At 72.2% G+C, this 17211-nt stretch carries 20 protein-coding genes; 6 read left to right on the top strand and 14 right to left on the bottom strand.

What is annotated here, in order from left to right; translation table 11 throughout:
* The 8 genes from GT030_RS29055 to GT030_RS29020 all read right to left on the bottom strand — a co-directional run.
* The coding region (locus tag GT030_RS29055; RefSeq protein WP_161203630.1) for an ATP-binding cassette domain-containing protein at window positions 1-429 on the bottom strand (429 nt) is incomplete at its 3' end.
* A gap of 59 nt (window positions 430-488) precedes the next feature.
* Entirely contained in the window at window positions 489-1343 is an 855-nt protein-coding gene (locus GT030_RS29050; RefSeq protein WP_161203629.1) for an ABC transporter permease, read from the bottom strand.
* A complete protein-coding gene (modA, locus tag GT030_RS29045; protein ID WP_161203628.1) occupies window positions 1340-2161 on the bottom strand; it encodes a molybdate ABC transporter substrate-binding protein in 822 nt (273 codons plus the stop codon). The genes GT030_RS29050 and modA overlap by 4 nt, the downstream gene beginning before the upstream one ends.
* Before the next feature lie 210 nt (window positions 2162-2371).
* Window positions 2372-2770, bottom strand: a complete 399-nt coding sequence (locus GT030_RS29040) for a helix-turn-helix transcriptional regulator (RefSeq protein WP_086696000.1) — start codon at window positions 2768-2770, stop codon at window positions 2372-2374.
* Window positions 2771-2849: 79 nt separating this feature from the next.
* Complete coding sequence (locus tag GT030_RS29035; protein ID WP_161203627.1) at window positions 2850-4802, bottom strand: APC family permease; 1953 nt, start codon at window positions 4800-4802, stop codon at window positions 2850-2852.
* Between the two features lie 347 nt (window positions 4803-5149).
* Entirely contained in the window at window positions 5150-5680 is a 531-nt protein-coding gene (locus GT030_RS29030; RefSeq protein ID WP_161203633.1) for a universal stress protein, read from the bottom strand.
* Between the two features lie 185 nt (window positions 5681-5865).
* Window positions 5866-6066, bottom strand: a complete 201-nt coding sequence (locus GT030_RS29025; protein ID WP_030808771.1) for a DUF5999 family protein — start codon at window positions 6064-6066, stop codon at window positions 5866-5868.
* A gap of 374 nt (window positions 6067-6440) precedes the next feature.
* The gene (locus GT030_RS29020) at window positions 6441-7025 is read right to left on the bottom strand and encodes a hypothetical protein (protein ID WP_161203626.1); all 585 of its coding nucleotides are present in this window, start codon (window positions 7023-7025) and stop codon (window positions 6441-6443) included.
* 578 nt (window positions 7026-7603) lie between these two features.
* Here GT030_RS29020 and GT030_RS29015 point away from each other — a divergent pair.
* Together GT030_RS29015 and GT030_RS29010 are read left to right on the top strand one after the other, a co-directional pair.
* On the top strand, window positions 7604-9121 hold the full coding sequence (locus GT030_RS29015; RefSeq protein WP_161203625.1) for a glutamate--cysteine ligase: 1518 nt from the start codon (window positions 7604-7606) through the stop codon (window positions 9119-9121).
* Between the two features lie 211 nt (window positions 9122-9332).
* Window positions 9333-10100 (top strand): type II CAAX endopeptidase family protein, encoded by a 768-nt coding sequence (locus tag GT030_RS29010; RefSeq protein ID WP_161203632.1) that lies wholly within the window; start codon window positions 9333-9335, stop codon window positions 10098-10100.
* An 11-nt stretch (window positions 10101-10111) separates the two neighbouring features.
* Here the strand turns inward: GT030_RS29010 and GT030_RS29005 are convergent, their stop codons facing one another.
* The 4 genes from GT030_RS29005 to GT030_RS28990 all read right to left on the bottom strand — a co-directional run bounded on the left by GT030_RS29005 (window position 10112) and on the right by GT030_RS28990 (window position 13303).
* Window positions 10112-10924 (bottom strand): PhzF family phenazine biosynthesis protein, encoded by an 813-nt coding sequence (locus GT030_RS29005; RefSeq protein WP_161203624.1) that lies wholly within the window; start codon window positions 10922-10924, stop codon window positions 10112-10114.
* Between the two features lie 74 nt (window positions 10925-10998).
* Window positions 10999-11829, bottom strand: coding sequence for an ammonia-dependent NAD(+) synthetase (gene nadE, locus GT030_RS29000; protein WP_161203623.1), 831 nt, complete (start codon window positions 11827-11829; stop codon window positions 10999-11001).
* Window positions 11830-11917: 88 nt separating this feature from the next.
* The gene (locus GT030_RS28995; RefSeq protein ID WP_161203622.1) at window positions 11918-12499 is read right to left on the bottom strand and encodes a DinB family protein; all 582 of its coding nucleotides are present in this window, start codon (window positions 12497-12499) and stop codon (window positions 11918-11920) included.
* Between the two features lie 66 nt (window positions 12500-12565).
* Window positions 12566-13303, bottom strand: coding sequence for a VOC family protein (locus tag GT030_RS28990; protein WP_161203621.1), 738 nt, complete (start codon window positions 13301-13303; stop codon window positions 12566-12568).
* 152 nt (window positions 13304-13455) lie between these two features.
* Between GT030_RS28990 and GT030_RS28985 the strand changes: the two genes are divergently transcribed.
* On the top strand, window positions 13456-14079 hold the full coding sequence (locus tag GT030_RS28985) for a PadR family transcriptional regulator (RefSeq protein ID WP_161203631.1): 624 nt from the start codon (window positions 13456-13458) through the stop codon (window positions 14077-14079).
* A gap of 24 nt (window positions 14080-14103) precedes the next feature.
* Here GT030_RS28985 and GT030_RS35900 read toward each other — a convergent pair whose 3' ends face one another.
* On the bottom strand, window positions 14104-14277 hold the full coding sequence (locus GT030_RS35900) for a hypothetical protein (RefSeq protein ID WP_202460698.1): 174 nt from the start codon (window positions 14275-14277) through the stop codon (window positions 14104-14106).
* A 220-nt stretch (window positions 14278-14497) separates the two neighbouring features.
* On the opposite strand from GT030_RS35900, the gene GT030_RS28980 reads away from it, so the two are divergent.
* On the top strand, window positions 14498-15049 hold the full coding sequence (locus GT030_RS28980; protein WP_161203620.1) for a Clp protease N-terminal domain-containing protein: 552 nt from the start codon (window positions 14498-14500) through the stop codon (window positions 15047-15049).
* A 65-nt stretch (window positions 15050-15114) separates the two neighbouring features.
* Window positions 15115-16113, top strand: coding sequence for an EamA family transporter (locus GT030_RS28975; RefSeq protein ID WP_161203619.1), 999 nt, complete (start codon window positions 15115-15117; stop codon window positions 16111-16113).
* Window positions 16114-16125: 12 nt separating this feature from the next.
* Here GT030_RS28975 and GT030_RS28970 read toward each other — a convergent pair whose 3' ends face one another.
* On the bottom strand, window positions 16126-16812 hold the full coding sequence (locus GT030_RS28970) for a pyridoxamine 5'-phosphate oxidase family protein (protein WP_161203618.1): 687 nt from the start codon (window positions 16810-16812) through the stop codon (window positions 16126-16128).
* A gap of 48 nt (window positions 16813-16860) precedes the next feature.
* On the opposite strand from GT030_RS28970, the gene GT030_RS28965 reads away from it, so the two are divergent.
* The coding region (locus GT030_RS28965) for a GntR family transcriptional regulator (RefSeq protein WP_161203617.1) at window positions 16861-17211 on the top strand (351 nt) is incomplete at its 3' end.

The raw sequence follows: 17211 nt of genomic DNA, 5'->3' as shown, positions 1-17211 counted from the left end.
GGGCTTGGCGCCCGCGTGGCCGGCCAGACCCATGCGCTCCAGCCACGTGGCTGCCAGCGCGCGGGCCTCGGCCTTGCCGGTGCCGTGGCAACGCGGCCCGAAGGCCACGTTGTCCAGCGCGGTCAGGTGCGGGAAGAGCAGGTAGTCCTGGAAGACCACGCCGACCGGACGCTTCTCCGGCGGGACGCGCTCCAGCGCGGTGCCGTCCAGCCGCAGATGCCCCTCGGAGAGCGGGACGAGGCCCGCCAGGGCGCGCAGCGCGGTGGTCTTGCCCGCGCCGTTCGGCCCGAGCAGCGCGACCACGTCACCGGGGGCCGCCCGCAGGGACACGTCCAGCCGGAAGGCGCCCCGGTCGACCACGAGACGGGCGTCGAGACCCTGTACGTCCGCCGCCTCGAGCGGGGCGGGAGACGCGTCGATGTCGGTCATGGGGCGGTCGTCCTCCGTCGGCGCCGGCGTGGTCGCTGTCCTCCGTCCTCGCGGCACCGTCACGCTCCCGTCATCCACCGGTCCCGCAGGCCCGCGAGCACCGCGATGGACACGGCCAGCAGAATCAGGCTGAGGGCGATGGCGGCCTCCGGGTCGTTCTGGAGGGCGAGGTAGACGGCGAGCGGCATGGTCTGGGTACGGCCGGGGAAGTTGCCCGCGAAGGTGATCGTGGCCCCGAACTCACCGAGCGCGCGGGCCCATGCCAGCACGGCGCCGGCCGCGACGCCCGGTGCGATCAGCGGCAGGGTGACCCGGCGGAACGCGGTGAACCGGGACGCGCCGAGCGTGGTGGCCGCCTCCTCGTAGCGCGGGTCGGCCGCCCGCAGGGTGCCCTCCACGCTGATGACGAGGAACGGCATGGCGACGAACGCCTCCGCGATCACCACACCGGCGGTGGTGAACGGCAGGGTGATGCCGAACCAGGCGTCCAGCCACTTGCCGATGACGCCGTTGCGGCCGAGCGCGAGCAGCAGCGCGACACCGCCGACGACCGGGGGCAGCACCAGCGGAAGCGTCACCAGCGCCCGTACCAGACCCCGGCCGGGGAACTCGGTGCGGGCCAGCAGCCAGGCCAGCGGCACGCCGAACACCAGGGCGACGGCGGTGGCGGCGGTCGCGCTGATCAGGGAGAGCTGGAGCGCCTGCCACACCTCGGTGCTGGTGAGCTGGGACGGCAGGCTGCGCCAGGGGGCGCGGACCAGCAGGGCGAGCAGCGGGACCAGCAGGAACGCCATGGCGAGGAGACCCGGCACCAGCAGCGGTACCGGCACGCCCCGGCGGACGGCACGGACACGCGGGCGCCGCGGTCCGCCTCTGCCGGACCGGTCCGCGACGGGCCGCTTCGGCTCGGTCACGGCTTGAGGAAGCCGGCCCGGGTCAGCACCTTCTGGCCGTCGGGGGACTCGACCAGGGCGATGAAGGCGGCGGCCGCCTCGGCGTTCTTCGAGCTCTTCAGCGGGGCGATCGGATACTCGTTGATCGCGTCCTTGGACTCGGGGAACTCCACGCCCTGGACTTTGCCGCCGGCGGACTTCACGTCGGTCCTGTAGACCAGGGACGCGTCGGCCTCCTTCAGCTCCACCTTGTTCAGGGCGGCCTTGACGTCCTGCTCGTAGGAGACCGGGGTGACCTTGACGCCGCCGGCGTCGAGCACCTTCTGCGCGGCCGCGCCGCACGGCACGGTCTTGTCGCAGAGGACGACCTTGAGCTTGGGGTCGGCGAGGTCCTTCAGCGAGGACACCTTGTCGGGGTTGCCCGGCAGGGTGGCGATCTCGAGCTGGTTGCGGGCGAAGGCCGACGGGGCGCTCGTGGTCTCCTTCTTGTCGGTGACGACCGACATGGTCTTCGGGCTGGCGGCGGCGAACACGTCCGCCGGGGCGCCGCTGGTGATGCTGGCGGCGAGGGTGTCGCTGCCGCCGAAGTTGAAGGCGACCTTGGTGCCGGGGTGCTGCTGCTCGAACTGCTCGCCCAGCGTCGTGAAGCTCTCCTTGAGGGAGGCGGCCGCGAACACGGTGACCGTGCCGGACAGCTCGGGGGAGGCGGAACGGGAGCTGTCGGCCTTGGCGGGCGTGGACCCGTCGGACTGGGAGCAGGCGGTGAGGGCCAGCAGGGCGGCGACTCCCACACCGGCCGGCGGCAGCATCCGGCGGGTCCGGCGTGCCGTACGGGTCATCACGGTCTTCTACTCCTCGTCTCGGCGGAACAACGCTCGCGCCCTTCAAGGGGGGCGGAGACCGGCCGCGAGGTCGATAATACTGCCGCACTTGCCAGGTGTAAGCCGGATGTCACTTCGCATGCGCTGTGAACTTGGTGCTTGGGGCTTGCATATGCGGGTGGGCGGATCGCCGGTCGCCGGGTCGCCGCAGGCCGCTTCCGGGGCCGTTCAGAAGCGGTCGACGTGCACGTTGGTCGACTTCACGCGCGCGGTGGCCTCCATGCCGACCTCCAGCCCGAGTTCGTCGACCGCCTCGCGGGTCAGCAGCGAGACCAGCCGGTGCGGGCCCGCCTGGATCTCCACCTGGGCGGCCACGTCGCCGAGCTTGATGGCGGTGACGATGCCGGGGAACGCGTTGCGCACCGAGGTGGCCGAGGTCTCCTCCTCGGCCGTCCCGCCCGCCTGGGCCAGCTCGACGGAGAACGCGGCGAGGTCCTGGCCGGCGATCAGGCGCCGCCCGGACTCGTCGCGGTGAGTGGCCACCCGGCCGGCGTCGGCCCATCGGCGGGCGGTGTCGGGGCTCACGCCGAGGAGCCGGGCTGCCTGGCCGATCGTGTAGGACTGCATGCTGGTCACCATAAATCGAGAGGCCGGCGGCCGGGCATCGGGGCGGGCACCGGGTGGGATGCGCCAGCGCCCGGAGGTGTCAGCCGGTGTGCACGCGTGGGCGGCGGGCCCGGTCCGGCTCCGCCTCGCGCAGCACCTCGCGGGTGACCGGGGCGACCTCGCCCTGGCCGAAGAGGAAGAAGCGCAGGAAGTTGGCGAACGGGTTGCCCTCGGTCCACTCGAAGAAGATGTGCGGCGTACGCCCGGTCAGGTCCCGTACGTGCAGCAGCAGGGCGGCGAGGGCGTTGGGGATGGAGGAGGATTCCACGGTCAGCACCCGGTAGCGGTTGTGCAGGACCTCGCCGCGCACGGTCAGGCACGTCTCGAACTCCGAGGGGTCGGCCACCGTGACCTCGACGAAGACGAAGTCCTCCTGCTCGGGCATGTCGTTGTCGGTACGGATCTGCTCGATCTTGTCGCGGTACTCGGCCCGGTCGCGGTTGTCGGGCTCGTTGGCGATGAACCGGATCTTCCGGCTGGCCATGTCCCGGACGAACCGTTCCGCCATGGGGTCCATCGCCACGCTGGTCACCCGCAGCTCGAAGGAGCGGGCCAGCCGGGACAGCAGGGAGACCAGCATGATGCCCGCGATGAAGCAGGCGCCGATCTTCACGCCGTCCGGACGCTCGATGACGTTGGCGACCGTGGTGTAGAGGAACACGGCGGCGATCACGCCGAAGCCGATGGTCCAGCCGCGCTGTCCGGCCTTGCGGGCGGCGATGGTCACCGCGATGGCGGCCGAGCTGATCAGCACCAGCACGCCGGTGGCGTAGGCGCCCCCCTGCTTGTCCACGTTGGCGTCGAAGAGCCAGGTGACCAGGAAGGCGATCAGGATGAAGACGATGACCATCGGGCGCACCGCGCGGGCCCAGTGCGGGGCCATGCCGTACCGGGGGAGGTAGCGGGGCATCAGGTTGAGCAGGCCGGCCATGGCGGAGGCGCCGGCGAACCACAGGATGGCGATGGTCGAGACGTCGTAGACCGTGCCGAACGCGTTGCCCAGGTACTCGTGGGCGAGGAAGGCGAGGGCGCGGCCGTTGGCCTGGCCACCCGGCTTGAACTCTGCGGCCGGGATGAGCAGCGTGGTGATGAAGCTGGTGGTGATCAGGAAGCAGCTCATGATCACGGCGGCGGTGGTGAGCAGCTTCTTCGTGTCCCGGATGCGGCCCGTCGGGCGTTCCTCGGTGTCGCTGTCGTCGCCCTGGACGTGAGGCATGACGGCGACGCCGGTCTCGAAGCCGGACAGGCCGAGGGCGAGCTTGGGGAAGACGATCAGGGCCACGCCGATCATCACGAAGATGTTGCCGTGCTGGACAATCAGGGCGTTGGTCCAGTCGGTGACCACGTGCTCGGCGGTCAGCACGTGCCACAGACCGGTGATCACCACGACGAGGTTGAGCGCGAGGTAGATGCCGACCAGGGCGACCGCGACGCCCATGGCCTCCATGAAGCCCTTGAGGAAGACCGCGCCGAGCAGCGCCACCAGGATCAGCGTGATGAGCATCTGGTGGCCGCCCAGCGTGCTGGTCAGATGCGGGTTCTCCACCAGGTGGGTGGAGGCGTCGGCGGCGGAGAGGGTGATGGTGATCAGGAAGTCGGTGGCCGCGAACCCCAGCAGGGTCAGCACGAACAGCTTGCCCTTCCAGAAGGACAGCAGCCGCTCCAGCATGGCGATGGAGCCCTGACCGTGCGGGCTTTCCTCCGCCACCCGCCGGTACACCGGGAGGGCGCCCGCCAGGGTGACGACGACCAGCACGATGGTCGCCAGCGGGGAGAGCAGACCGGCCGCGAGGGCGGCGATGCCGGGCTGGTAGCCGAGGGTGGAGAAGTAGTCGACGCCGGTCAGGCACATCACCCGCCACCAGCGCTGGCCCCGTTGCGGGGGTTCCGGCTCGGCGTGCGGACCGGTCAGGCCACCCCGCTTGCCCATGTCGGAGAGCCCCTGCAGCATCCAGCCGCGCAGACGGCTGGGAGGGTGCTCGGTCGTGGCCATCGGCGTGCTCCAGGTGGTGCGGCTCGGCTGCCTGCGGTCACTGTCCGCGGTCGCGCGGACAGCCGGACCAGCGTATGCGGAGAGTGACGCTCGCCCCATGGATTCCGGGGCGGGGAGGCGTCAATCCTGCGTTAAGAATGGGCCGACGGGGCTGCTGACGCACCGATAAGTGAAGGCCCGGAGCCTGCGTGTAGGGGAGAGGCGGTGTGCGGGCGGCGCCGGGAGGGGGTTCGGGGGCTCCGGGAGCGGACACCGAGCGTCATCTCGGGCGAGATCGTCGGGCGGTCGTCCGCACCCTGTCCATGCTGCCTCGCGCGGGGGCGGCCCGCAGCCCAGCGCGAGCGGGGTCAGAGGCCGCGGATGTCCATGCGCCAGTGCCAGGCGTTGCGGCGATGGACGGCCGTCAGGTCGGACTCCAGCGGGGAGGGCGGCACCGCGAGCACCGGGCAGCGGGCGTGGGCGAGGCACTGCCGGGAGACCCGGCCGGAGAAGGCCCGGCGCAGTCCCCGACGGCCCGCCCCGACCACCAGCAGGTCGTCCTCGCGGTCCGCGACCGCCAGCAGCGCCGGGCCCGGCGTGCCGCGCACGATCACCGCGTGCAGCGGGAGGCCGGGGCCCTCCTCACCGAAGAGGTCGTCGAGCAGGGAGGTCAGGCGGTGTTCCGCCATCCGCTGCCACTCCTCGGTCAGCGGGTCGGCGACAGGGGAGCGCCGGCCGGCCGGATCGCCGCCGGGCGGCGTCCAGGCCAGCACCGGCCACAGCTCGGCGGCGAGACGGTGGGCGAGCGCGGTGGCCCGGCGCAGGACCGTGACGCTGCCCAGGGAACCGCTCACACCGACGACCACCCGCGTGGCCCAGGCGGCGTTGTAACCGGACATCACTTCACGCTCCTCGGGGAGGGACCGCTCGCGCATCCTGCTTCCATCCCACTCCCGTCCGGCCGATTCGACCAGCCGGCTCCCGGCTGCCCGGCCCCGGACGCGAGTCGGGGCCGGTGCGCACCGTGTGTGCGTCCGGCCCCTGCGATCGTCGGGCGGCCTCGGCGGGGCGCCTCAGGTGCTGCTCAGGCGGCGGTCATGAGCGCGCCGAGCGGGCGGTGGGGGGCAATGACCCGGCCGTCGGGCAGCAGCTCGCCGGTGTCCTCGAAGAGCAGAACGCCGTTGCACAGCAGACTCCACCCCTGTTCCGGGTGGTGCGCCACGAGACGGGCCGACTCGCGGTCGGCGGACTCGGCTGGCGGGCAGGTCGGTTGATGCTGGCACATGGGCGGGATCTTTCGCTTTGTCGTGGTCATGTCCGTCCCCCGTGGTGAAACATCGGTCGGAATCCAGTGTTGCCCGCTGGGCGTCGTTCCGCAGGGATTTCGCAGCACCGCTCCTTACTCGTTCATGACGCATCACCCTCGCGGACGGTTCAATCCAACCGCACTGTCCCTTTGGGTGGTTCGTTGTGGCCGGAAAGGGCTAGTCCACTTGGGGGAGTGGCGGCTATTCGCTCACAGGAGCGGGCAATTACTCGCACGAGCGAAATGTGTGGGGCTCACGGAAAGGGCGCGCACCCCGAGCAGGAATCCGGCGTACCCGGAGAAAAGGCCGTACCCCGCTTCCGCGCCGGGAAGCGGGGTACGCGGGTGGTCGGTCAGGCGGGTGAGCCGAGAAGGGGCACGGGAGTCGCGCGATGGGTCAGCACCGGCAGCAACTCAGAGACCCGGTGCGGCCGGTGGGCCCGGATGCCGGGCGGCGCCGGGGCGAGCGGGACCAGGAGATCGGTGGCGGCGGGGTGGCCCTCGGCCGGGTCGGCGGCGGGATCACCGTGCAGCCACAGGGTGAGCATGTACAGGCCCGGCACCGACAGCAGGCGCGGCTGGTAGGGCTGGAGCAGCGCCTCGGCCTGCTGGAGCGCCCGCTCGGTGGACGGGATGTAGGGACCCTCGAAGAAGTGCGAGAAGGCCCAGCCGTCCGGGGTGAGCACGGTGTCGGCCGCCGCGACCGGGCGGTCGCCGGCCCGGATGACGAACCGCCAGCCCGTCAGCCGCGTCGCGGACAGGCCCTCGGGGGTGATGTGGTCCAACACGTGCAGGGCGAGCGGGAGTTCTGGTGTGACCGGGCCCTGCGCGGCACGCAGGGCAGGGGTGCGCGCCTCTCGGACCGCGGTGGGGGAACCGAGGGCCGTGAGGACGGAGTGCAGTGCGGGCGCGGGCGCGGGGGGCACGTGCAGCGGCATGGTGGGTCGCCTCTCGTTCGACAGGCGCGGCGGCGCGAGAAGGGTGGGGCGGACGGCACTGTCTGCTCACAGGTGGAGGGCCGGGGGCGGCGGGGCCCGGAGCGGACGCGAGTGCGACGGAGATCTGCCGGTCGTCGAGCGACGGCCGGAATGCGGCGGGAACGCGTCAGAAACCGGTACCGAGGCACCATCCTTCGGCCCTGTCCGCGAAGTTTATACGACACGTGTTCACCCGTTGTTTCGGCTATCCGATTCCGATGGTCCGGGCAAGGCGATATCCGGTCGCGGATACGTGCTGAAGCTCCCGATTTCCCGGCCGCGGGGGCCCACTGACCTCGCCGGACCCCGCCCGCGCGGTCGGCCGATTGTCGTCGGCGTTTTTCACGAGGCGATCAGGGCACCCGAAGATGCGTGATGCGGCATGCCTCGTGAATGTGCCGCAGGACACTTCCGTCAGAATAATGGGCGGCGAGGCCGGATGCGGCGTTATCGATCGCTTCCGCTGGGCATCATCCCAACCGATCCGGGAGCCCCGGCGGCCGGACCCTCGGGCCGCCCATCCGAGGAGGGACACTTCCATGGGGGAGAAGGTCGTGGCAGGCCCGTTCGACCTGTCCGATCGCCAGCGCTACCGTGAAAAGCTCCAGAAGTGCCTGGCGGGACTGGAGCGACTGCTGGCCGAGAAACGGTTCGACCGTCCCAAGAACCTGATGGGGCTGGAGATCGAATTGAATCTCGCCGGCCCCGACGGTATGCCGAAAATGCTGAACGGCGAGGTACTGGAGCGGATCGCCAGCCGCGATTTCCAGACCGAACTCGCCATGTTCAATCTGGAGGTCAACATAGCCCCGCACCGGCTGGGCGACCGGGTATTCGACCGGCTCGCGGAGGAACTGCGCACCTCCCTCGCCTACGCCGACCGCAAGGCGGGCGAGGTGGACGCCGGAATCGTGATGACCGGCATCCTGCCCACGCTCGGCCGGGACGACCTGGTCTCGTCCAACCTCTCCGAGGTGGACCGGTACGCCCTCCTCAACGACCAGATCGTCGCCGCGCGCGGTGAGGATTTCCGGCTCGACATCGAGGGCGTGGAGCATCTGCGCTGCACCGCACGCTCCATCGTCCCCGAGGCGGCCTGCACCTCCGTGCAGCTCCATCTCCAGGTGACGCCCGACCGGTTCGCCGACGTGTGGAACGCGGCGCAGGCGGCCTCGGCCGCGCAGATCGCGGTCGGCGCCAACTCGCCGTTCCTGTTCGGGCACGAGCTGTGGCGCGAGTCCCGGCCGCCGCTCTTCCTCCAGGCCACCGACACCCGCCCGCCCGAACTCCAGGCCCAGGGCGTACGGCCGCGCACCTGGTTCGGCGAGCGCTGGATCACTGGCGCCCACGACCTGTTCGAGGAGAACCTGCGCTACTTCCCGCCCCTGCTGCCGATCTGCGACGACGAGGAGCCGCTGGAGGTCCTCGACGCCGGCGGCGTGCCCAGGCTGGCCGAACTCGTCCTGCACAACGGCACGGTGTACCGCTGGAACCGCCCGGTCTACGACATCGCCGACGGCGTTCCCCACCTCCGGGTGGAGAACCGGGTGCTGCCCGCCGGGCCCACCATCACCGACGTGATCGCCAACGCGGCCTTCTACTACGGGCTGGTGCGCGCGCTCGCCGAGGAGTCCCGCCCGGTGTGGTCCCGGCTGCCCTTCGAGGCCGCCGAGGCCAACTTCGACGCGGCCTGCCGGTACGGCATCGAGGCCCGCTTCACCTGGCCCCGGCGCGGCCGCTACGGCGGTACGGCCGAGGTCGACGCCGTCACCCTGGTCCGCGACGAGCTGCTGCCGATGGCCGCCGCGGGGCTGGACGCGTGGGGGATCGAGGCGGCCGACCGGGACTTCTACCTCGGGGTCATCGAGGAGCGGTGCCGCAAGCGGGTCAACGGCGCGTCCTGGCAGGCGGCCACCTTCCATCGCGCCCTGGAGAAGGGCCACGGCCGGGAGGAGGCGCTCGCCGCGACGACGCGCCGGTACGCCGAGCTGATGCACGCCGGGGAACCGGTGCACACCTGGCCGGTGGGGGTGCCGGAGCCGGTGCCGCTGGGCTGAGGAGGTTTTCCAGGGCCGTTTTCCGGAGGCCTTTTCCGGGGTCACGGCCGTACGCGGGTGTTCCGTCCGCGTACGGCCGTGCCGTGTGCCACCCGGTGCGCGGCCCGGCCGGGTCCTTCTGCGATCCTTTGCCCGAACGCAGGCGCGCGGGGGCAGGTCGAGCCGCCCGGCGCCCGGAACGCGGGTGGAGGCGGAACCGGTGGCCGAGTCCATGGCATGGCAGCAGCCCTCCCGGCGGATGCTGCGGGACGAGACGCTGATCGTGCTGGCGCTCTCGCTCGGCGCCAGCGGGGTGTCCGCGCTCATCAGCTTCATCGGGTCGGTCACCAAGCCCGGCGGGCTCAAGGACCAGGCCGCCACCCTCAACGCCTCCGCCGCGCCCGGCCGGCCCTGGCTCGACCTGGCCTGGCAGCTCTTCGGGATCGCGTCCGCGCTCGTGCCGGTGGCACTGGTGGCGTATCTGCTGTGCCGGGAGGGCGAGAGCCTGCGCGTGATCGGCTTCGACCGGGGGCGGCCCTGGTCCGACCTGGCGCGTGGCGCCGCCGTCGCGGCCGTGATCGGCAGTACCGGGATCGCCTTCTACCTGGCCGCGCGCGGGTTCGGCTTCAATCTCACCGTGGTGCCCGAGGCGCTGCCCGACGTGTGGTGGAAGTACCCGGTGCTGGTGCTGTCCGCCCTGCAGAACGCGGTCCTCGAAGAGGTCATCGTCGTCGGCTATCTGCTGCGCAGGCTGGGCCAGTTGGGCTGGAGTCCGGGGACCGCGCTGGTGGCCAGCGCGGTCCTGCGGGGCTCGTACCACCTCTACCAGGGCATCGGCGGCTTCATCGGCAACATGGTGATGGGCGTGGTGTTCGTCTGGCTCTACCGCCGCTGGGGCCGGGTCGGCCCTCTGGTCGTCGCCCACTCATTCCTCGACATCGGCGCCTTCGTCGGCTACGCCCTGCTGGCGGGCAAGGTGGGGTGGCTGCCGACTCCCTGAGCCAGGGGTGCCTAGGCCAGGAGTTCGCCGTCGATGACGGTGACCGCGCGGCCTCGGAGCAGGGTTCGGTAGCCGCGCAGGCCGGTGTGGATCAGGCCGGCACGGCGGGACGCCTGGAGGCCGGTGAGGTCGTCGCGGTCCAGGCGGGCGGACCAGTAGGGGGCGAGTGCGGTGTGGGCGCTGCCGGTCACCGGGTCCTCGTCGATGCCGACGTTCGGGAAGAAGCAGCGGGAGACGTAGTCGGCGCCCAGGGTGGGGTCCTCGGCGCGGGCGGTCACGATCACGCCCCGGCTGGAGCAGCCGCCGAGTGCCCGGTGGTCCGGGGTCAGCTCCAGCACCGTCTTCTCGTCGGCCAGTTCCACCAGCAGGTCCCCGACGTTCGGCCCGGTGTCGAAGGCGGCCACCGGCTCCGTGCCCAGCGCCTCGGCGAGCCCCGCGGGGGCCTCCACCTCGGTGAGCGGGGCGGTGGGGAAGTCCAGGGTGATCTCCCCGTCCCCGTGCGGCGTGGCGACGACCACCCCGCTGCGGGTGGCGAACCGCACGAGACCCTCGTGGGCCCCCGTGGCGTACAGCACGTGCGCGGTGGCCAGCGTGGCGTGCCCGCACATCGCCACCTCCGTGACCGGCGTGAACCACCGCAGCGCCCAGTCCGCCTCCCCGCCCCCCGGCAGCCGGTGGGCGAAGGCCGTCTCGGAGTGATTGACCTCGGCGGCCACCCGCTGGAGCCAGTCGTCGTCGGGGAACACATCGTCCAGGAGCAGGACCCCGGCGGGGTTCCCGGTGAAGGGGCGGTCGGCGAAGGCGTCGACGATTCGGATGCGCATGCGCAGACCCTAAGGGGTGGAACGAGCTTGCGGCCAAGGCCAGTTGAGCAGGAGTGGCCTTGGCCGGGCGGGGCTCAGGGAGCCAGGGGGAGCTGGCGCTTGTGTTCGGTGTGGTGGTAGCGGTCGACGATCGTGGTGTAGGCGGGCTCGGGGACCGGCTTGCCTTCCAGGAGGTCGTCGATGTCGTCGTAGGTGACGCCGAGGGCGGTCTCGTCGGACTTGCCGGGGTCGAGGGTCTCGAGGTCGGCGGTGGGAGTCTTCCAGACCAGCTCGGCGGGGGCGCCCAGCGCGTCGGCGAGGGCGCGGACGCGGCGCTTGGTGAGGCCGGTGAGGGGGACGACGTCTGCCGCGCCGTCGCCGTACTTGGTGAAGAAGCCGGAGACCGCCTCCGCCGCGTGGTCGGTGCCGACGACGAGGCCGTCCTGGGCGCCGGCCACCGCGTACTGGGCGATCATGCGCTGGCGGGCCTTGATGTTGCCCTGCACGAAGTCCTGGTGGTACGCGTCCCGGAAGACCACGCCGCCGGCCACGACCGCGTCCAGCGCGGCGTCGCTGGCGGGGCGGATGTCGACGGTCAGGGTGCGGTCGGGGCGGATGAAGTCCAGTGCGCGCTGGGCGTCGGCCTCGTCGGCCTGGACGCCGTACGGCAGGCGCATCGCGTAGAAGGTCGCCTCGTGGCCGGCCGCGCGGGCCCGCTCGACCGCGAGCTGGCACAGGCGGCCCGCCGTGGTCGAGTCCACCCCACCGCTGATCCCGAGTACCAGTGAGCGCAGGCCCGTGGAGGTCAGGCGCTCGGCGAGGAACGCGGTGCGGCGCTCGATCTCCTGCTCCGCGTCGAAGGACTCGGAGACCTGGAGATCGCGGGCGATCTCCTTCTGCTGCGGCGTGGGGGCCAGGTCGGTCATGCTGCTCGTTCCTCACACTTCGGCGGCGGCCCTCACCTGCGGGCCGCTGCCATTCTGGCAAACGCCGGGCGGGCCGGTGCGCGACGGGTCAGGCGTCCCGCGCCGCGCGCTCCACCCGTGCCCGGTGCCCCGCCCACCAGGCGGGGTCGTCCGACGGCATGCTGGTGTTCCCCTGGTCCATCCCGGTCACGCCGTCCACCAGCTCCCGGACGATGTCCGCGTGCCCGGCATGCCGCTGGGTGTCGGCGAGGACGCGTACGACGGCGTGGTGCAGGGTCACCTCGTCCCGGCCGCTCGGCCACCAGGGCACCCGGCCGACGGTGTCCAGCGGGAGTGCCTCGACCGTCGCGTCCGCGTGCGCCCAGGCGCGGCGGTACAGGCCCGTGATGTCCGCACGCGACTCCTCGGCGGTGGCCCACATGTCCGCGTTGGCCTCGGCGTCCTCCCCGAGCCACGGCAGCGGCTCACCCGAGGGCCGCCCGAAGGTGTCCCCGAGATACGCCAGCTCCACCCCGGCCGCGTGCTTCACCAGGCCCAGCAGGTTGGTCCCGGTCGGAGTGAGGGGGCGACGGGCGTCGTACTCCGAGAGCCCGTCGAGCTTCCAGAGCAGGGCTTCACGGGCGGACCTCAGGTAGCGGAGGAGGTCGGCCTTGGGGTCGGGCGTGGTCATGGGGTGGAGTCGTCCCGGAAGTCGTCGGCCGGGGTCTCCCGGCAGTGGATGGTCGGGCGGTGCGCTCTACAGCGGGACGAGGAGGCAGAACTCGTTGCCCTCCGGGTCGGTGAGGACGGTCCAGGAGACGTCGCCCTGGCCGAAGTCGAGGTCGGTGGCTCCCAGGGCGCGGAGGCGGTCGGCCTCGGCGGACTGGTCGTCGCCGGGGTAGGGGCGCAGGTCGAAGTGGACGCGGTTCAGGCCGGTCTTCGGGTCCGGTGTGCGGATGAATTCCAGGTAGGGGCCGACGGACTTGGCGGACCGGAGGCGGGCGATGCCGTCGGTGACCTCGTGCACGTTCCAGTCCATGGCCTCGCCCCAGAAGCGGGCCATGGCGTGCGGGTCCGCGCAGTCGACGACCACCGCGGCGACCGGGCCGGTGTCCCGGTACGGATCCCGGGGCTCCAGTACGCAGAACTCGTTGCCCTCGGGGTCCGCCAGGACGGTCCAGGGGACGTCGCCCTGGCCGATGTCGACGGGGGTGGCGCCCAAGTCCGCCAGCCGGGCGAGCAGTTCCGACCGGTGAGCCTCGGAGGTGGTGGCGAGGTCGAGGTGGACGCGGTTCTTCGCCGTCTTGGGGACCGGCACGTCGAGGATGTCGATGCAGACGGCCTCGGGAGAGGGGTACGTGACGCCCTCGGGCTCGACGTTCGTCTCGTCGGGCGTGTCCCCGGTGACCTTCCAGCCGAGCGCCTCCGCCCAGAACCGCCCGAGCGCGGACTTGTCCGTGGCCTTCATCGAGATCTGCACCAGACGTGTCGTCATGCGGGGGATCGTATGCCCGCGCGGTGAGGGGCGGCCAGCCGGTTTCTTCGGGCAGGGGCTTGTCGGTGAGCAATTCACCGATATATCGTTGACGTGTTGCGTAAGGAACGCGATCGAATGTGATGGATCGACAACGGAACGGAGTGATCGTGATGCACGGTCATGGATTTCACCGAGGCCCCTGGGGTGCCGGTCCGGGTCGGCACGGCCGGCCCGGGTTCGAGGGTGAGCGCGGGGCGTTCGGGCCCTTCGGGCCGGGGGGACCCGGATTCGGTGGGCCGATGTTCGGCGGTCCCGGATTCGGGGGCGGCCGCGGACCCGGCGGGCCGAGGGGGAGGGCGCGGCGCGGCGATGTGCGGGCCTCGATCCTGGCGCTGCTCAAGGACCGCTCGATGCACGGCTACGAGATGATCCAGGAGATCGCCGAGCGCAGCGGCGGCGCGTGGAAGCCGAGCCCCGGCTCGGTGTACCCCACGCTGCAACTGCTGGAGGACGAGGGCCTGATCGCCAGCGAGAGCGAGGGCGGCAAGAAGCTGTTCGTGCTCACCGAGGCCGGCCGTGCCGCCGCCGAGGAGGGGCCGGACGCGCCCTGGGAGGAGGCGTCGCGGGGCGTCGACTGGGAGGCGCTCAGCGAGATCCGCCAGGCCGGTTCCGGTCTGATGGAAGCCTTCGGCCAGGTCTGGAAGACCGGTACCAAGGAACAGCGGGACAAGGCGCTGGCCGTCCTCAACGACGCCCGCAAGAAGCTGTACCTCATCCTCGCCGACGAGGACTGAGCCCTTGCCGGAGTGCGCCGGGGCTCAGACCGCCGGCACCCGGCGTATCAGCGCCGCGTCGAACAGGTCCCACGCCCGTGGGAAGGGGCCCTCGTCGTGGCAGTGCCAGGCGTCCCAGAAGAGGTCGGCGGGCAGTGCGTCCCCCGGGGCGTACACCCGGTAGACGTACTGCTTGCCGTCGACCGCCGGCAGGCCCACCAGCCAGCACGGGCATCCTTCCTCCACTTCATGGGAGACGTGTGAGGGGGCGGTGTGGTTGCGCGAGGGTGCGCGACGGGCCGGACGCGCCCCCGAGAGAGAAGGCGCGGCCTCATCCGTGAGGAGGAGACGGCGTACGCCGGTCTCCACTCTGCGTGGGACGCACGAATGGTTCCCCTCGCGGATGTGAAGGGGCCGCCGTGACTGATGGGGTGGGACCGTGGAACCCCGTACAGCCGGTCGGACCGTCCCCGACGAGGGCGGCGCCGGCGCACCGGACGACACCGGACTCGACGCGACGCTCTCCGCGGTCGTCGCCGGTGCCCGCCGTCGCGCCGTGCGGGACGGCGACCGGCAGATCGACACCGCCCACCTGCTGCACTCCCTCCTCGACGCGGACCCCGAGGCCCGCGCCGCCGTCGGCCCCCAACTGGTCCGGCTGCTCGGCTACCTGGTGCAGCGCAGCATCGGCTACGGACTCGGCTGGCAGCGCGTGGCGGAGGGCGGCGGCACACCGGGTGCCGTACCGAGACCGGTGCGGGGCGACGGGACCTTCGAGGGTCCCGAGCGCTGGTCGCCCCTCGCGGCCGAGGCCATGCGGGAGGCCCCGCGCCGCGCCGCCCGCCGGGGCGAACTCCACGCCACCGGCCTCGACCTGCTCGCCGCTTTGGTGGCCGACCCGCGCTCCCGCGCCGTCGAGGTGCTGGAGCACGCCGGAATCCCGGCCGGCGCCCTGACCGCCAGGAAGGCACCCCGCGCCACGGGCGGGTGAGCCCGCGTCCACCTTCTGAGACAGGTGTCAACAGGGGTGACGCTCATGTCATCGCCTGTCATCATGTGCGCGTGCGTACGTCCGGAAACAGTGGCAGCGGCCGAGGCGCCGGGCTGGGCCTCGCGCTCGTCTCGGCCCTGGCCTTCGGCGGGTCGGGAGTCGCGGCCAAGCCGCTGATCGAGGCGGGCCTGGACCCGCTGCACGTCGTCTGGCTCCGGGTCACCGGCGCCGCCCTGGTGATGCTGCCCCTCGCCGTACGGCACCGCGCGCTGCTCCGCCGCCGCCCGGCGCTGCTCGCCGGGTTCGGGGTGCTGGCGGTCGCGGGAGTGCAGGCGTGCTACTTCGCCGCGCTCTCCCGCATCCCGGTCGGGGTCGCCCTGCTCATCGAATACCTGGCCCCGGCGCTGGTGCTCGGCTGGGTGCGGTTCGTGCAGCGGCGGCCGGTGACCAGGGCGGCCGCGCTCGGTGTGGTCCTCGCGGCCGGCGGGCTCGCCTGTGTGGTCGAGGTGTGGGCCGGGCTCCGCTTCGACGCGCTCGGCCTGCTGCTGGCCCTCGGCGCCGCCTGCTGCCAGGTCGGCTACTTCGTGCTGTCCGACCAGGGCGGCGACGCGGGGGAGCGGGCACCCGACCCGCTCGGCGTGATCGCCTACGGCCTGCTGGTCGGCGCCGCCGTGCTCACCCTCGTCGCGCGGCCCTGGACCATGGACCGCTCGGTGCTCACCGGCACGGCGCACCTGGACGGCACGCCGGTGCCCGCCCTCGCGCTGCTCGCCTGGATCGTGCTCGTCGCCACGGTCGCCGCCTACGTCACCGGCGTGCTGTCGGTACGGCGGCTGTCGCCGCAGGTCGCCGGGGTCGTCGCGTGTCTGGAGGCGGTCATCGCCACCGTGCTGGCCTGGGTGCTGCTCGGTGAGCATCTGTCGCTGCCGCAGGTGGCCGGGGGTGCGGTCGTGCTCCTCGGGGCGTTCATCGCCCAGTCCTCGGCGCCGGCCCAGGGTGTCCCCGAGCCGGTCGCCGAGGGGGGCGCGGAACGGGAGCTGTCGGCGCGGGGGACCGCGGCCTAGGCCCCGGCGGGCCTACTTGGTCAATTCCGTCAGATAGTCCGGCAGTTCCGTGCCGGGAGCCAGGTCGGCGTCGGCGAGCGGGGTCGCGTAGGTCTTCTGTACGGGGACGACTCCGGCCCAGTGCGGCAGGGCGAGGTCCTCCGGCTCGTCGTTGACGCCGCCGGTGCGGACCTTGGCCGAGACCTCCCGCAGGTCCAGCCGGATCACCGCCGTCGCCGCCAGTTCCTTGCGGTTGGCGGGGCGGGAGTCGGCCGAGCGGCCCGGCACCACCTGGTCCACCACGGCGTCCAGCGCGATCCGGCGCTCCTCGGGGTCGGTGACCTCGTACGCCACGCCGTGCACCACCACCGAGCGGTAGTTGATCGAGTGGTGGAAGGCGGAGCGGGCCAGCACCAGGCCGTCGACATGGGTGACCGTCAGGCACACCGGGAGTCCCGGATCGGCGGCGCCGGTCATCCGCAGCGGGCGCGAACCCGTGGACCCGTGCACGTACAGCCGCTCGCCGACCCGGCCGTACAGCGTGGGAAGCACCACCGGCGCGCCGTCGCGGACGAAGCCGAGGTGGCAGAGGTAGCCCTCGTCGAGGATCGCGTGCACCGCCTCCCTGTCGTACGACGCACGCTGCGGGGCCCTGGTGGGCACGGTGCGGTCGGTCGGTGCGTAGTCGGCCTGCGGTGCTGCCTGTCCGGTGCCCTGCATGGCGGCCCTCCCTGGACTGCTGGATTGCACTAGTGCATAATTACGTTTGTGCTAGGAGAGTATCGGATTCAGGGGCGCGGCGCAGCGGAGATCGCGGCCAGCGTCGAACACGCGGTCGGCTCGGGGGAGCTGCTGCCGGGCCAACCACTGCCGCCCATGCGGGAGTTGGCGGCCCGGCTCGACGTCAATCCCAATACGGTCGCGGCCGCCTACCGCACCCTGCGCGAGCGCGGGGTGATCGAGACCGCCGGCCGCCGGGGCAGCCGGGTCCGCCCCAAGCCCGCCACCACCGGCCGCGACGAGCTGCGCGTGGACGTGCCGGAGGGTGCGCGCGACCTGTCCACCGGCAACCCCGACCCGGCGCTGCTGCCCGCCCTCGGTCCGGCGTTCGCGGTGGCC

This window comes from Streptomyces sp. SID1328, from assembly GCF_009865595.1.
Taxonomy (GTDB): Bacteria; Actinomycetota; Actinomycetes; order Streptomycetales; family Streptomycetaceae; genus Streptomyces; species Streptomyces griseoluteus.
This window is presented reverse-complemented; position numbering and strand designations above follow the sequence as displayed.

Excerpts from the sequence above, each read along its gene's own strand:
- GT030_RS28970 (WP_161203618.1), bottom strand. The coding sequence starts at position 16,812 with ATGCAGGGCACCGGACAGGCAGCACCGCAGGCCGACTACGCACCGACC.
- GT030_RS29025 (WP_030808771.1), bottom strand. The coding sequence starts at position 6,066 with ATGTGCCAGCATCAACCGACCTGCCCGCCAGCCGAGTCCGCCGACCGC.
- nadE (WP_161203623.1), bottom strand. The coding sequence starts at position 11,829 with ATGACCGACCTGGCCCCCACGCCGCAGCAGAAGGAGATCGCCCGCGAT.
- GT030_RS29005 (WP_161203624.1), bottom strand. The coding sequence starts at position 10,924 with ATGCGCATCCGAATCGTCGACGCCTTCGCCGACCGCCCCTTCACCGGG.
- GT030_RS29010 (WP_161203632.1), top strand. The coding sequence starts at position 9,333 with ATGGCATGGCAGCAGCCCTCCCGGCGGATGCTGCGGGACGAGACGCTG.
- GT030_RS29035 (WP_161203627.1), bottom strand. The coding sequence starts at position 4,802 with ATGGCCACGACCGAGCACCCTCCCAGCCGTCTGCGCGGCTGGATGCTG.
- GT030_RS28995 (WP_161203622.1), bottom strand. The coding sequence starts at position 12,499 with ATGACCACGCCCGACCCCAAGGCCGACCTCCTCCGCTACCTGAGGTCC.
- GT030_RS28990 (WP_161203621.1), bottom strand. The coding sequence starts at position 13,303 with ATGACGACACGTCTGGTGCAGATCTCGATGAAGGCCACGGACAAGTCC.
- GT030_RS29040 (WP_086696000.1), bottom strand. The coding sequence starts at position 2,770 with ATGCAGTCCTACACGATCGGCCAGGCAGCCCGGCTCCTCGGCGTGAGC.
- GT030_RS29015 (WP_161203625.1), top strand. The coding sequence starts at position 7,604 with ATGGGGGAGAAGGTCGTGGCAGGCCCGTTCGACCTGTCCGATCGCCAG.
- GT030_RS29020 (WP_161203626.1), bottom strand. The coding sequence starts at position 7,025 with ATGCCGCTGCACGTGCCCCCCGCGCCCGCGCCCGCACTGCACTCCGTC.
- GT030_RS28985 (WP_161203631.1), top strand. The coding sequence starts at position 13,456 with ATGCACGGTCATGGATTTCACCGAGGCCCCTGGGGTGCCGGTCCGGGT.
- modA (WP_161203628.1), bottom strand. The coding sequence starts at position 2,161 with ATGACCCGTACGGCACGCCGGACCCGCCGGATGCTGCCGCCGGCCGGT.
- GT030_RS29030 (WP_161203633.1), bottom strand. The coding sequence starts at position 5,680 with ATGTCCGGTTACAACGCCGCCTGGGCCACGCGGGTGGTCGTCGGTGTG.